The organism is Oceanibacterium hippocampi (assembly GCF_900172325.1).
Lineage (GTDB): Bacteria > Pseudomonadota > Alphaproteobacteria > Sneathiellales > Sneathiellaceae > Oceanibacterium > Oceanibacterium hippocampi.
This window is the reverse complement of the sequence record NZ_FWFR01000001.1, coordinates 721,217-734,950: the sequence shown is the minus strand read 5'-3', so window position 1 is coordinate 734,950 and position 13,734 is coordinate 721,217. Positions and strand designations below refer to the sequence as shown.

Annotated in this window: 12 protein-coding genes; 4 read left to right on the top strand and 8 right to left on the bottom strand. The window is 66.5% G+C overall.

What is annotated here, in order from left to right; translation table 11 throughout:
• Nucleotides 1–38: 38 nt before the first annotated feature.
• From OCH7691_RS03400 to OCH7691_RS03385, 4 genes are all read left to right on the top strand, one after another.
• Nucleotides 39–1,211, top strand: coding sequence for an HlyD family secretion protein (locus OCH7691_RS03400; RefSeq protein WP_085883471.1), 1,173 nt, complete (start codon nt 39–41; stop codon nt 1,209–1,211).
• Nucleotides 1,208–2,758 (top strand): DHA2 family efflux MFS transporter permease subunit, encoded by a 1,551-nt coding sequence (locus OCH7691_RS03395; protein ID WP_085881999.1) that lies wholly within the window; start codon nt 1,208–1,210, stop codon nt 2,756–2,758. The genes OCH7691_RS03400 and OCH7691_RS03395 overlap by 4 nt, the downstream gene beginning before the upstream one ends.
• A 175-nt stretch (nt 2,759–2,933) precedes the next feature.
• Nucleotides 2,934–5,372, top strand: coding sequence for a Lon protease family protein (locus OCH7691_RS03390; RefSeq protein ID WP_085881998.1), 2,439 nt, complete (start codon nt 2,934–2,936; stop codon nt 5,370–5,372).
• Entirely contained in the window at nt 5,372–6,103 is a 732-nt protein-coding gene (locus OCH7691_RS03385; RefSeq protein WP_176244904.1) for a hypothetical protein, read from the top strand. The genes OCH7691_RS03390 and OCH7691_RS03385 overlap by 1 nt, the downstream gene beginning before the upstream one ends.
• A gap of 23 nt (nt 6,104–6,126) precedes the next feature.
• Here the strand turns inward: OCH7691_RS03385 and OCH7691_RS03380 are convergent, their stop codons facing one another.
• The 8 genes from OCH7691_RS03380 to OCH7691_RS03345 all read right to left on the bottom strand — a co-directional run bounded on the left by OCH7691_RS03380 (nt 6,127) and on the right by OCH7691_RS03345 (nt 13,733).
• Nucleotides 6,127–7,326, bottom strand: a complete 1,200-nt coding sequence (locus OCH7691_RS03380; protein ID WP_085881996.1) for a 3-hydroxybenzoate 6-monooxygenase — start codon at nt 7,324–7,326, stop codon at nt 6,127–6,129.
• A gap of 20 nt (nt 7,327–7,346) precedes the next feature.
• Nucleotides 7,347–7,826, bottom strand: a complete 480-nt coding sequence (locus OCH7691_RS03375; protein ID WP_085881995.1) for a MarR family winged helix-turn-helix transcriptional regulator — start codon at nt 7,824–7,826, stop codon at nt 7,347–7,349.
• A 111-nt stretch (nt 7,827–7,937) separates the two neighbouring features.
• Nucleotides 7,938–8,897 carry a PDR/VanB family oxidoreductase gene (locus OCH7691_RS03370; protein ID WP_085881994.1) on the bottom strand — a complete coding sequence of 320 codons (960 nt, stop codon included), beginning with the start codon at nt 8,895–8,897 and terminating at the stop codon, nt 7,938–7,940.
• 28 nt (nt 8,898–8,925) lie between these two features.
• Nucleotides 8,926–9,840 (bottom strand): LysR substrate-binding domain-containing protein, encoded by a 915-nt coding sequence (locus OCH7691_RS03365; protein WP_139839499.1) that lies wholly within the window; start codon nt 9,838–9,840, stop codon nt 8,926–8,928.
• A 52-nt stretch (nt 9,841–9,892) separates the two neighbouring features.
• Nucleotides 9,893–10,921 carry an ABC transporter ATP-binding protein gene (locus OCH7691_RS03360; RefSeq protein ID WP_217807770.1) on the bottom strand — a complete coding sequence of 343 codons (1,029 nt, stop codon included), beginning with the start codon at nt 10,919–10,921 and terminating at the stop codon, nt 9,893–9,895.
• Nucleotides 10,918–11,904, bottom strand: coding sequence for an ABC transporter ATP-binding protein (locus OCH7691_RS03355; protein WP_085881991.1), 987 nt, complete (start codon nt 11,902–11,904; stop codon nt 10,918–10,920). The genes OCH7691_RS03360 and OCH7691_RS03355 overlap by 4 nt, the downstream gene beginning before the upstream one ends.
• Nucleotides 11,905–11,913: 9 nt before the next feature.
• Nucleotides 11,914–12,756 (bottom strand): ABC transporter permease, encoded by an 843-nt coding sequence (locus tag OCH7691_RS03350; protein WP_085881990.1) that lies wholly within the window; start codon nt 12,754–12,756, stop codon nt 11,914–11,916.
• The gene (locus OCH7691_RS03345) at nt 12,753–13,733 is read right to left on the bottom strand and encodes an ABC transporter permease (protein ID WP_085881989.1); all 981 of its coding nucleotides are present in this window, start codon (nt 13,731–13,733) and stop codon (nt 12,753–12,755) included. The genes OCH7691_RS03350 and OCH7691_RS03345 overlap by 4 nt, the downstream gene beginning before the upstream one ends.
• Between the last annotated feature and the right edge of the window lies 1 nt (nt 13,734).

The following is a 13,734-nucleotide window of genomic DNA, read 5'->3' as shown; positions in this document are numbered from 1 at the left end:
CGGCCGGGCCGGATCGCCCCATCGAATCGAAACCATCGATGACCCCGGCGCTCGCCGATCCGCCGCGCCGGCGGCGGCGTCGCTGGCTGCGCCCGCTCATGCTTCTGCTCGGTCCGCTGCTGGTGATTGCCGCCGGGGGTTACGTCTATCTGACGGGCAGCCGCTTCGTTGGGACCGAGAATGCCTACCTGAAGGCGGACAAGGTGATGATCAGCGCCGAGGTCACCGGCCTTCTGACCGAGGTCGCGGTGCGCGAGAACCAGCATGTGGCGAAAGGCGACGTGTTGTTCCGGATCGACGACCGCTCCTACCGGATCGCCCTCGACGAGGCCGAGGCGAAGCTCGCCGGCGTTCGCGACCAGATCGCCGACCTGAAGGCGGTCTATCGCCAGAAGGTCGAGGAGCGTGGTCTCGCGAAAGCCAATATCGCCTTCGCGCAGCGCGAGTTCGAGCGCCAGGCATCGCTGCTCAAGAGCCGGGCGACGCCGGAGAGCAAGTATGACACGGCCCGCCACGCGCTCGATGTCGCCCGCCTGCAGCTGCCGATCATCGACCAGCAACTGGCGCAGATCCGCGCCCAGCTGGGCGGCGACCCGGCGAGCCCGGTCGAACAGCATGCGAGCTATCGGGCAGCCGTAGCCGAGCGCGACCGCGCCGCGCTCGAACTCGCGCGCACCGTCGTCGTGGCGCCGCTCGCCGGAATCGCCAGCAACACCCCCGATCCCGGCCAGGTCGTCGTCGGCAGCGGCCCGATGAGCAGCCCGGTCATGAGCGTGGTCGCCGATGACGGCTTCTGGATCGAGGCCAATTTCAAGGAAACCGAACTGACCCATGTCCGGCCCGGCCAGCCGGTCGAAATCCGGGTCGACACCTATCCGGACGCTGTCTGGGAGGGCACGGTCGCCAGCATCAGCCAGGCGACGGGTGCCGAATTTTCGGTCATTCCGCCGCAGAACGCGACCGGCAACTGGATCAAGGTGGTGCAGCGCATTCCGGTTCGCATCGCCCTGCCCGGCGCCGACGCCGCGCATCCGCTGCGTGCCGGAATGAGCGCCATCGTCGAGATCGATACCGGCCACGAGCGCGAGATGCCGGGGTTCCTCAGGACCGCGCTGTCCTGGATCGGCATCGCGCCGAGGGCGCTCGCTGCCAGCTCGGGCAAGGCCGCTGCCGCATCAGGGGCCGGGGCCGGGGCCGGTGACCTGAAATGAGCGACGCGGGCGCCGGGAGCACGCCTCTCGGGCGCGGCCTGATCACCGTGTCGGTCATGCTGGCGACGGTCATGCAGACCCTCGACACGACCATCGCCAACGTGGCGCTGCCGCACATGCAGGGCTCGATGTCGGCGACCCAGGACCAGATCGCCTGGGTGCTGACCTCCTACATCGTCGTTGCCGCGATCATGACGCCGCCGACCGGCGTGCTGGCCGCACGGCTCGGCCGGAAGCGATTGTTCCTGATCGCCGTCGCCGGTTTCACGGTCGCGTCCATGCTCTGCGGCGCGGCGGCCTCGCTGTCCGAGATCGTCCTTTTCCGCATGCTGCAGGGGGCGTTCGGCGCGGCCCTCGTGCCGCTGTCGCAATCGATCCTGCTCGACACCTATCCGCGCGAGAAGCACGGCGGGGCGATGGCGATCTGGGGCATCGGCGTGATGATCGGACCGATCCTCGGTCCGACCCTCGGCGGCTACCTGACCGAATATTACAACTGGCGCTGGGTCTTCTACATCAACCTGCCGTTCGGCATCCTCGCCCTGCTCGGCATCTTCGCCTTCGTGCCGGCGACGCCGAAGGACAGCTCGCGCCGCTTCGACCTCTTCGGCTTCGCCCTGCTCAGCCTCGCCATCGGCGCCCTGCAGATGATGCTCGACCGCGGCGAATCACAGGACTGGTTCTCGTCGCCGGAGATCGTCATCGAGGCGGTGCTGGCCGGGTTGTTCCTCTACATGTTCATCGTCCAGATGTACACAGCCCGCAATCCCTTCATAGAACCAGGCTTGTTTCGGGATCGTAACTTCACCGTCGGGCTGTTGCTGATTTTCGTTGTCGGCATCGTCCTGCTGGCGACCCTGGCCCTCCTGCCGCCCTTCCTGCAGAACCTGATCGGCTTCCCGGTGCTGACCACGGGCTATGTCCTCGCGCCGCGCGGCTTCGGCACGATGGTCGCGATGATGCTGGTCGGCCGGCTGATCGGACGGGTCGACCCCCGCCTGATGATCCTGCTCGGGATCGGACTGACGGCGCTCTCGCTGGCCGAGATGTCGCGCTTCACCATCGACGTTCCCGTGCACCTTATCGTCTGGACCGGGATCATCCAGGGCTTCGGCCTCGGCTTCATCTTCGTGCCGCTGACCACGACCGCCTTCACGACCCTGGAACAACGCTACCGCACCGAGGGCACGGCGATGTTCAGCCTGATGCGGAATATCGGCTCCTCCATCGGCATCTCGATCGTCTTCACGCTCCTGTCGCAGAATACCCAGGCGAACCATGCCGGCTTTGCCGCGCTGATGACGCCGTTCCGGGACGCGATGCTTTATCCCTTCACGCCGCGGGCCTGGAACTGGCACACGACCGAAGGTGTGATGGCCTTGAACGGCGAGGTCACCCGCCAGGCCGCGACCATCGCCTTCCTCGGCGATTTCACCCTGATGATGTGGGTGATGCTGGGCGCGGCCCCGCTCCTGCTCCTGATGCGCCGACCGGAAATCACGCGAAAACGCTCCGTCGCTGCGACCACCACGGCCGCCACCGACTGATCGCGGGGAAGGCCGGCCGACCCACCGGCGATTGATTTCGACAACGCAACGACAAAGATAGGGATGACGGCCATGCGGCGCGCCGGAGCGACCGGGCCGCCGGCGGATCCTTGATCGGGATCAAGGCGCCGGCCTCGACGGACCGTCACTTTCGGGCATCGCCCAGGAGAGCATCGTGACCAGTAGCCTGCCCTATCTCAGCGCCGACCAGCTATGCCGGGATTGCGATCCCGACAGCCTCGATTTCGAAACCACCGCGGACCTCCAGCCACTCGAGGGCGTGCTCGGCCAGGAACGCGCGCTGGAGGCGATCCGCTTCGGCGCCGCCATGAAGCACAACGGTTACAACATCTTCGTGCACGGGCCGAGCGGCACCGGCCGACACACGGTGGTCGAATCGCTGCTCCGCGAACGTGCCGGCAAGGAACCGGTGCCCGACGATTGGGTCTATCTCAACAATTTCCGAGACCCCTACTGCCCGAAGGCAATGGCCCTGCCGGCCGGGCGCGGGCGGGCCCTGGCCACGGCGATGGATGCGCTGATCGAGGATATCCGGCAGGCGATACCGGCCGCCTTCGACACCGATGACTTCCGCAACCGGGTCGAGGCGATCGAGGAAGCGTTCCGCGAACGCCAGCAGAAGGTGCTCGAGGCGGCCCAGGCGGAAGCCGAGGGACACGGGCTCACCATCCTTCGCACGCCGTCGGGTTTCGCCTTCGCGCCGGTCGCCGATGGCGAGATCATCAAGCCCGAGGCGTTCAACGAATTGCCCGAGGAACGTCGCAAGGAAATCGAGAAGGCGATCGAGGAACAGCAGAAGAAGCTGCAGGCCTCCCTCCAGCAGATGCCGAAATGGGACAAGGAGCGCCGCCAGGCGCTCCGCGAGATCGGCCAGGAAACAATCGCCTTCGCGATCGGCCACCCGATCGACGAGATGAAGGCCGCCTTCGGCGATCTGCCGGCGGTACAGGAGCATCTCGAGGTTATTCGCCAGGATCTCGTCGAGAATGTCCACGGCCTGCTCGGCCAGGAGGCGGCGGCAGCGTCCGGCGCGGCGACGCCCGGCGAGGGCAGCCGGCACGAGGCGAACGGCTTCGCCCGCTACGCGGTCAACCTGATCGTCGACAACGGCGACACCGCCAACGCGCCGGTTGTCTACGAGGACCACCCGACGCACGGCAACCTGATCGGCCGGGTCGAGCATGTCTCGCGGATGGGTGCCCTGGTCACCGATTTCTCGCTCATCAAGCCGGGCGCGCTGCACCGGGCGAACGGCGGCTACCTGGTCCTCGACGCCCGCAAGCTCCTGACCGAGCCCTTCGCCTGGGAGGCCCTGAAACGTGTCCTTCGGGCCCGCGAGATCCGCCTCGAGACGCCAGGCGAGGGCCTGGCCCTGATCAACACGGTCTCGCTGACGCCGGAGCCGATTCCACTTGCGACCAAGGTCGTCCTGATCGGCGAGCCGCGGATCTATTACCTGCTAAGCCAGGCCGACCCGGAATTCGAAACCTTGTTCAAGATCGCCGCCGATTTCGACGCCGAGGGCAAGCGCGGCACGATCGGCATGACCGCCTATGCGCGGCTGCTCGCCGGCATGATCATCCGCGCGCGGCTTCGCCCGTTCGACCGCTCGGGCGTGGCCGCGGTGATCGAGCGCGCGACCCGCCTCGCCGGCGACAGCGAGAAACTGTCGCTCGACCTGCAGCGGGTCACCGACCTGTTGCGGGAAGCCGATTTCATCGCCCGGGAGGAACGCTCCCCGGCGGTCCGGGCAAGCCATGTGCGCGCTGCCATCGCCGGCCAGATCCGCCGCGCCGACAAGCTGCGGGAACGGATGCATGAATCGATCGAGCGCAACATCGTGCTGGTCGATACCGAAGGCGACGCGGTCGGCCAGGTCAACGGCCTCAGCGTCTACCAGCTCGGCGCCCATGCCTTCGGCAAGCCGACGCGGATCACTGCCCGGGTCTGGCTCGGCACCGGCAAGGTGGTCGATATCGAGCGCGAAGTCGATCTGGGCGGTCCCCTGCATTCGAAGGGCGTCCTGATCCTGTCCGGTTTTCTCGGCCAGCGCTATGGCGGCGCCATGCCGCTCTCGCTTGGCGCCAGCCTGGTTTTCGAGCAATCCTACGGCGGCGTAGACGGCGACAGCGCTTCCTCGGCCGAACTCTACGCGCTGCTCTCGGCGCTCGCCGAATTGCCGATCCGCCAGTCGCTCGCGGTAACCGGTTCGGTCAACCAGCATGGCCATGTCCAGGCGATCGGCGGCGTCAATGAGAAGATCGAGGGCTTCTTCGACATCTGCAAGGCGCGCGGCCTGACCGGTGAACAGGGCGTGTTGATCCCGGCGGCGAACGTCACCCACCTGATGCTCCGTCACGATGTCGTGGAGGCGGTCCGTAAGGACAGGTTCCGGATCTATCCGGTCGCCAGCATCGACCAGGGCATCGAGATCCTGACCGGCCGGCCGGCCGGCGCCCGCGGGCCCGACGGGGCCTACCCGGAAGGCAGCGTCAACCGGCTGGTCGAGGACCGCCTGCGCCGCTTCGCGGATGCGCGCCGCCACTTCGGGGCCAGTGCGGCGGCCGGAACCGGGAAGCCCGGGAGCGAATGATGGCGGAAAAGGCGTCGACGCCGGCCATCCGCCGGATCCTGCTGTCGATAGAGGACCCACGGGACTCCGCCGTGAAGCTCGAGGTCGCGGCAGGTCTGGCGATCAGCCTGAAGGCCGAACTTGCCGCCATCCTCTGCGAGGACCAGGCCCTGTTCGACCTCGCGGCCTTGCCGTTTGCCAGCGAGGTCAGCCGCAGCGGCGGGACGACCACCCGGTTCACCTCCGGCACTCTCGGTCGGGCCCTCCGTCACCGCGAGGCGACCGCCCGACTCGCCCTCGAACGGCTCGGGCAGGGCGCCCGGCTCCACTGGACACTAACGACGCACAGGATACGGCGCGAGGCCGACATCGTGGCCCTCAGCCGGGAAGGCGACCTGGTCGCGCTGACTTGCGACTTCCCCGAGCGACTGCCAGCCTCGGCGGCCGTACTGCTTTACGGACGTCGGGGACAGAGGCTCGGTGCCGGGCCTGTCGTTCTGGTGGCGGAACGAAACCGTCGGGCGATCGCCGAGACCGCCGCGACGCTTGCCGCGCAGCTCGGACGGCGTCTCGAGACCTGGGCGGTGCCCGGCGCGGGCCGGGCCGGCGACGAGCGCCTGCTGCACCACCTGGCCATGGCGCGGGCGGCGCTCCTTGTCGTGCATGTGGACAGCGATCCGGCTCGGCTGAAAGCGCTGTCCGAGATGGCCGATCGCGCGCCCTGCCCGTTCCTGATTCTCACCGACGGCTGACGAACGGCCCCGGACGAATCCCCTCAGCCCGTCGGCGCGCCGGAATCGTCCAGGCGGTCGCCACCATAGAGCCAGCCCAGTGTCTCGTACCAGTCCTCGGCCGTTTTCGCCCGCGCCAATGCGTTGCGAAGCGCCGCGTGCGGGCCGGACGGATGGTAGATATGCTCGCCTATCGCCCGGGACTGCAGCTGGACGCGGGCAGTGCGAAGCAGACGGTGGTCCCGGTAGGCCCGGAGCGCCGCCTCGATATCGTCCGGATGGCGCGCGACCATATGCGCGAGCGCGACGGCGTCCTCCATCGCCATGCAGGCGCCCTGGGCCATGTATTGCATCATCGGATGGGCGGCATCGCCGAGCAGCGCGACCCGGCCGTCGACCCACTCGGAAACCGGGTCGCGATCGCACAGCACCCAGAGCTTCCAGTCGACACCGATCCGGATGATCGACTGCGCCCGGTCGTGAATATGGCGGAAGCCCCGCATGACTTCCTCATGGGCCACCGGCTTTCCGGCGACCGGTTCGGGGGCGTCGTTGTGGCAGGTCACGACCAGGTTGAAGGCCTTCCAGTCGGATAACGGGTAATGCACGAGATGGCATTTCGGCCCGGCCCAGAGCGTCGCCGCGTTCCAGCGCAGGTCTTCCGGCATCTGTTCCGTCGGGATCACCGAGCGATAGGTGGTGTGACCGGACACGCGCGGCGGGCCGTCACCGACAAGCTGTTGGCGGATCGCCGACCAGAGCCCGTCGGCGCCGATCAGCGCGGCGCCACGCACGATCTCGCCCCCGGCAAGCCGGGCGCCGGCCGAGCGGCCGTCCTGGACATAACCGGTGACCTCGGCATGCGTGCGGAGTTCGACCAGAGGGTTGGCTTCGCAGGCGCGGAGGAAGACCTTGAACAGGTCTCCCCTGTGCACGACCGCGTAAGGATTGCCGAAACGCGCCCGGAAGGCCTCGTCAAGCGGGATATGGGCGATTTCCTCGGCGCTGATCGCATCCATCAGGCGCAGTCTGTCGATATAGACCGCCATGGCGCGGGCCGCCTCGCCAACGCCGAGAAGGTCGAAGGCGTGAAAGGCGTTGGGGCCGAGCTGGATGCCGGCACCGATTTCCGAAAGCGCCGCCGCCTTCTCCAGAACAACCGAGGCGATGCCCGCGCGGGCCAGGCCGAGCGCGGTGGCGAGGCCGCCGATCCCGCCACCGGCAATCACGAACCGTTGCTGCATCGCGCTCCCCCCTTGTCCGTTCAATCCGTTCCTCCGGCGCGCCGGAGCGGCGCTCGCGAGGCGGCGTTATGGCTGTCGACGAAGCGGGTCATCAGGCGCATGAAGAGGGCCGCCTCGCCGTCCGAGAAGGGTTCGAGAATGCGGGCCTGGGCCTCCGCCACCAGCGGCTCGGCCCGGTCGAGCAGCTGTGCACCTGCTGGCGTCAGCGCTATCCGCTTGATGCGCCGGTCGTCGGGGCTCGGTCCACGCGCGATCAGCCCCTTGCCCTCCAGCCTGTCGAGCACGTTACCGAGTGTCGAGCGGTCAAAGGCAACGAGCGCGGAAAGACGGGTCGCATCGAGCGCCGGGGTCGAGCGGATCGCCACCAGCGCGGCATATTGCACAGGCGTGAGATCGACGGTCGCGCATGCCTTGAGGAAGATCGCGACAGCGATCTGCTGTGCCCGCCGGATGAGGTGACCGGGCATCCCGTAGAGATCGCCGACCGTCGTTGCACTCATCCGGACACTCCAATGCCATGGGTCGCGACGTTTTCGACAGTATGCTGTCTATCAGTATACTGTCAATATGATCGGAACCGCCAGACCGCCGGCTGACGCCTGTCCGCGCGTTCAGATATCGATGACGATCTTCGGGCCCCGGCTGCCGGAACAGCAGATCATCATGGTCCGGCCGGCGGCGCGCTCGTCCGGGGTCAGGACCATGTCGCGGTGATCCGGCTCCCCGTCGATCACACGGACCTCGCAGGCGCCGCAGATGCCCTGCTCGCAGGCATAGGGGTGGTCGATACCGGCGTCCAGGACCGCCTGCAGAATGGTCTGCCCGGCAGCAATCGGCAGGGTGCGGCCGCTCCGGGCCAGCTCGACCTCGTAGCCGCCCGAGGTGTCGGGCGCGGAATCGGAACTGAAATACTCGACATGGACGCAGTCGTCGTAATGACCGGCACAGGCCTGACGGAAGGCCGAAAGCATGCCCGCGGGGCCGCAGCAATAGGCATGCGTGTCGCCGCGCAGTTCGCCAACAGCTTCGGCGATGTCGAGCGGGCCGCCGGCCTGTTCGTCGAAGTGAAGCCGCACGTCGCCGCCGAGCGCCGCGATATCGTCGAGGAAGGCGGCCTCGGCCCGACGGCGGGCGGCATAGACCAGGCGCCAGGGCCGGCCGATCGCGGCCAGTCGCTGGGCCATGCACCAGATCGGCGTGATGCCGATGCCGCCGGCGATCAGGACCGAGCGTTCCGCACTTTCGACCAGCGGGAAATGGTTGCGCGGCCGGCTGATGCGAAGCGCCTGACCGATCCGCAGATCGTCATGCATGCAGGCGGAGCCGCCCCTGCTGGCCGGATCCCGCTTGACCCCGATCAGATAGCGCCGGCCGTTGTCGTCCGGCACCGCCATCGAGTATTGCCGGCGCATGCCGTTCGGCAGGTGGACGTCGACATGCGCCCCGGGATTATAGGCCGGCAGCCTGTCGCCGCCCGCAGGGGCCAGCTCGAACAACTTGATATCGTTGGCTGAAGTCGTGATGGACGCGATTTCCACATCCACGCACTCGTCGGAAGTCCATACTGTCATGATACAGGTCGTCTTGTCGGGGTAAGCGTTACGAATCGGGGTTTTCGGCCATCCGGGCCTGGACGATGTCACCGGCAATATCGACGAATGCCCGGATGAATTTCGTCTCCCGCCCGCGCAGGAAGGCGAGTGCGGTTTCGACGTAGATGTCCTGTTCTTCCAGGGGTCGGTAAACCACCCCCCTGTAGTACGTGTCCCGCGTGGCTGGGACGACCGCCACGCCGAGGCCGCCGGCGACCAGGCCCAGGTGCATTTCCAGATGCTCGGCCTCGTGCGCGATCGTGAACGGCGCACTCGTCGCCTTCAGCAGTCCGATGATGAAATCGTAGAAGTCGGGCGCCAGGACGCGCGGGAAGATGATCTGAGGTTCTTCCGCGACCGCCGCGAGCGAGACCTTGTCGAGGCTTGCCAGCGGATGATCCTCCCGCATCGCCACCACCAGGGTGTCACTGGAGATCGCCTGCAGGGTAAGGCGCGGGTCGCTCACCGGCAGCCGCAAGAGCCCGACATCGATCTGGCCGGTATGCAGCAACTCGATCTGCCGCGCGGTGCTGAGACTGCGGACGATCACGCTGACCTGGGGATGCGAGCGCTGAAACGCCGGCAGGATTTCCCGGAACAGCGTGCCGCCCATCCCGGCCGGGATCGTCCCGACGACGAGCTGATCGGTTTCGCCGCGATGGGTGCGCTGGGTCACCAGCACGGATTCGTCGAAATCGATCAGCATCTGCCGCGACCGCTTGAGAAAGACCTGGCCGGCCCGGGTCAGCTCGATCTGGCGTTTCGAACGGTCGATGAGCTTCACTTCGAGCTCGGCCTCGAGCGACTGGATCCGCTGGCTGAGGGCAGGTTGAGCCATGTTCAGGCGGGCCGCGGCGCGGCCGAAATGCAGCTCCTCGGCGACGACGATGAAATAGCGGATATGATGCAGGTTTATGCGCATCGGCGTCTTTCGGGCCCGCTCCGCGGCGCCCGCGAGCGGCGCCGGCACGGGCTCATGCCACGGTTCTGATCGGTACGATGTTCTCGTTCTCGTCGGCGCCGTAGCGAACGGCGCCGGAGGCCAGGGTCTCGACGCGATGACAGGCGGACATGCCGTAGGCCCCGACCGGCCGGAGAGCGGGCTCCGACTGCGCGCAGATATCGGCGGCAAAGTCGCACCGGGTGCGGAAGCGGCAGCCGGACGGCGGATTCATCGCGCTCGGGATCTCGTCGTTGTCGCCGGCACCGATGACGAGCGGCGCCCCGACCGCGTCCACGCTCGGCGTCGATTCAAGCAGGCGCCGGGTGTAGGGGTGAATCGGGCTGTCCCAGAAGTTCGCCCGCTCGCCGGTCGACACGAACTTGCCCAGATACATGACCACGACCCGGTGCGCGATATGGCGGACCACCGAAAGGTCGTGCGACACGAAGAGATAGGACAGGCCGAGGTCGCGCTGCAGATCGGCCAGCAGGTTGAGAACCTGCGCCTGGACGGATACGTCGAGGGCCGAGACCGGTTCGTCGCAGATGATGAGTTTCGGGTTGAGGGTGAGCGCCCGGGCGATGACGATGCGCTGACGCTGTCCGCCGGAGAATTCGTGCGGATAGCGCGTCATCATCTCGGCGCTGAGGCCAACCCGCTCAAGCAGTTCGGCGACCCGCCGCCTGCGCTCCTCCGCCGTCCCGATCCGGTGAACGAGCATCGGCTCCTCGATGATGCGACCGATCGACAGGCGCGGGTTGAGAGACCCGAACGGGTCCTGGAAAACCATCTGCAACGCCTGGCGATAGGGCCGCATGGCACGGCGCGAGAGGCCGCCGAGTTCCGTTCCGTTGAGCTTGATCGAGCCGCTGCGGATCGGCTCCAGCCCGACGATGGCCTTGCCGAGCGTCGATTTGCCCGAGCCCGACTCGCCGACCAGGGCAACCGTCTCGCCTTCGCGGATGTCCAGGCTGACCGTGTCGACCGCGCGCAGGGCGCCACGCCGGGTCTTGTACTCGACCACCACGTCCTTGCAGGAAAGCAACGGCGCTCCCATCATGCTGCCTCGCTTTGCGCGACGAAACAGGCGACCGAATGATCGCCGGAAGATTGCTTCAGGACCGGCTTGTCGGTCCGGCAACGGGCGACCGCGCAATCGCATCGCTGCGAGAAATTGCAACCCCGTTCGCGCTGGTCGAGGGCGGGAACGCTGCCGCGGATTTCCGCGAGGCGCCCGATCTCGCCTTCGATCGGGCCGGTTCCTTTCGGAATCGCATCGATCAGCTGCCGCGTATAGGGATGGCGCGGATTCCCGAAGACACTGGCGACGGTTCCGGATTCGACGATCTCGCCTGCATACATGACCAGCAGCCTGTCGGCGATCTGCGCGACGATCGCCAGGTTATGGGTAATCAGGATCACGGCCGCGCCGGTCTCCGACTGCAGATTGCTCAGAAGGGCCAGGATCTGCGCCTGGATCGTGACGTCGAGTGCCGTGGTCGGCTCGTCGGCGATGAGGATTTCCGGCCGGCAGGCCAGCGCCATCGCGATCATCACCCGCTGGCACATGCCGCCCGACAGCCGGTGCGGATACTCGTCGACGCGTTTCTCGGCGTCGGGCAGGCGCACCATGCGCAGGAGCTCTATCGCCTTCTTCCGGGCATCGCGTCGGGATATGTCCTCATGCTCGCAAATCATCTCGGCGATCTGGTTGCCGATGGTCTCGACCGGATTGAGCGACGCCATCGGGTCCTGGAAGATGATCGACATCCGTTTGCCGCGGATCGTCCGCATCTCGTCGACGCCGGCCTCGGCCAGGTCGCGATCGTCGAACAGGATCCGGCCCGAGCCGATCCGCGCCAACGGCTCCGGCAGGATCCGGAGCAACGACATCGCCAGCATCGACTTGCCGCAACCGGATTCGCCCACGATGGCAAGCGTCTCGCCCTTCTCCAGCGTGAAGCTGACATCGTTCACGACCGGAAAATGGCGATCGGCGATGCGCAGTTCGGTCACGAGCGAGTCGACTTTCAGAATGGACATCCGCCCCTCCTATTGACCGGTGCCGCGCGGGTTGAGCGCGTCGTTGAGGCCTTCCCCGACCAGGCTGATGGCGAGAACGGTAAAGAAGATGACGATGCCCGGAATGGCCGACAGATACCACGCGGTTCGAAGCACCGTGCGGCCGAAGCCGATCATCGCCCCCCAACTCATGACGTTCGGATCCTGCAGGCCGAGAAACGCCAGACCCGCCTCGATCAGGATCGCCGAGGCGACCATGATCGACGCCGTCACGACGATCGGTGCCATCGCGTTCGGCAGGATCTGCGTGAAGATGATCCGCAGTTCGCCCATCCCGACGACGATGCAGGACTGCACGTAGGGCCGCTGGCGAAGCGACAGGAACTCGCCGCGCACGAGGCGGGCGACCGGCGGCCATGACACGGTGGCGATGGAGAGGACCACCACCGTGATCGAGGGGTGAAAGACCGCGACCAGCATGATGACGAAGATGAAGCTCGGGATCGTCTGGAAGATCTCGGTCAGGCGCATCAGGACGTTGTCGACCTGGCCCCGGAAATAGCCCGCCAGGCCGCCGATCACGATCCCGACCATGACCGAGGCGGCGGTTGCCGACACGCCGATCAGGAGCGAGATACGCGCGCCGCTGATGAGGCCGCTCAGCACGTCTCGGCCGAGGACATCGGTACCCAGTGGATGGGCCGGATCGACACCGGGCCAGAGCAGAGTCTGGCCGGTGATCGCCCAGGGATCGACCTGGTAGAGGAACGGACCGATGATCGCCGTCAGCAGAACCACCGCGAGCACGACCAGTCCCATGGCGGCAGCCTTGTTGCGCAACAGCAGCGACAGGAAGGAAGGCTTCTGCGTCATGCCACGACCTCGATCCTCGGATCCAGCAGCGCGTAGAGGAAATCGACCAGAAGATTGACGATCACCACGAGCACCGAACTGAAGAACAGGATTCCCATCAGCAGGTTGAAGTCCCGCTGGAATATCGAATCGAACGCCAGGCGTCCGAGACCGGGCCAGCCGAAGACCACCTCGACGACCACCGCGCCGCCGAGCACGCCGCCGACCTGGACGCCGAACAGGCTGACCAGCGGCAATACCGCGTTGCGCAGGACGTGGCGATACACGACCCGGCGTTCCGAGATGCCCTTGGAACGGGCCGTGCGGACGAATTCCTGGCCGAACACCTGCAGCATCTGGGCCCGCATGATCCGGGTGTAGGTTGCCATGAAGAACAGGGCCAGGGTCACGGCCGGGAGGATCAGGTGATGCAGCACGTCGAGTGCGGCGCCCCACACCGAATAGTTCTTGCCGATCGTGTACATGCCGTTGCTGGGCAGCAGCCCGAGTTTCAGCGAGAAGACGACGATCAGCATCAGGCCGAGCCAGAAGAGCGGCGTGGCATAGCCGAGCAGGGAGACGAGGGAAATCGTGGTGTCGTAAATCGAACCGGGCCGCCGGGAGGCGGTAACGCCGAGCACGATCCCGCCGAGCAGGGCGATGAGCAGGCTGGCGACCATCAGGAGAAGCGTCGCCGGCAGCTTGTCGAAGATCAGTTCCGAGACCGGAATGCCGTAATGGAACGAATATCCCAGGTTGAACTGGAACAGGTTCCACAGATAGTGGAAAAGCTGAATATGGACTGGCTGGTCAAGACCGAACGATTTTCGCAGCGCCTCCATATATTCCGGATCGCCCGCACCGGCTTCGCCGGCCATGATATCGACGGCATCACCCGGCGCGATATGCAGAATCAGGAAATTGATGCAGGCGATCGCGATCACCACCCCAATAGACTGGGTGGTGCGCCATCCCAGATAGCGTACCAGACTGTTCATC

Bases quoted from the DNA above. Each gene is read 5' to 3' on its own strand.
- OCH7691_RS03350 (WP_085881990.1), bottom strand. From the start codon at position 12,756: ATGACGCAGAAGCCTTCCTTCCTGTCGCTGCTGTTGCGCAACAAGGCT.
- OCH7691_RS03360 (WP_217807770.1), bottom strand. From the start codon at position 10,921: ATGATGGGAGCGCCGTTGCTTTCCTGCAAGGACGTGGTGGTCGAGTAC.
- OCH7691_RS03395 (WP_085881999.1), top strand. From the start codon at position 1,208: ATGAGCGACGCGGGCGCCGGGAGCACGCCTCTCGGGCGCGGCCTGATC.
- OCH7691_RS03380 (WP_085881996.1), bottom strand. From the start codon at position 7,326: ATGCAGCAACGGTTCGTGATTGCCGGTGGCGGGATCGGCGGCCTCGCC.
- OCH7691_RS03375 (WP_085881995.1), bottom strand. From the start codon at position 7,826: ATGAGTGCAACGACGGTCGGCGATCTCTACGGGATGCCCGGTCACCTC.
- OCH7691_RS03385 (WP_176244904.1), top strand. From the start codon at position 5,372: ATGGCGGAAAAGGCGTCGACGCCGGCCATCCGCCGGATCCTGCTGTCG.
- OCH7691_RS03355 (WP_085881991.1), bottom strand. From the start codon at position 11,904: ATGTCCATTCTGAAAGTCGACTCGCTCGTGACCGAACTGCGCATCGCC.
- OCH7691_RS03365 (WP_139839499.1), bottom strand. From the start codon at position 9,840: ATGCGCATAAACCTGCATCATATCCGCTATTTCATCGTCGTCGCCGAG.
- OCH7691_RS03370 (WP_085881994.1), bottom strand. From the start codon at position 8,897: ATGACAGTATGGACTTCCGACGAGTGCGTGGATGTGGAAATCGCGTCC.
- OCH7691_RS03345 (WP_085881989.1), bottom strand. From the start codon at position 13,733: ATGAACAGTCTGGTACGCTATCTGGGATGGCGCACCACCCAGTCTATT.
- OCH7691_RS03400 (WP_085883471.1), top strand. From the start codon at position 39: ATGACCCCGGCGCTCGCCGATCCGCCGCGCCGGCGGCGGCGTCGCTGG.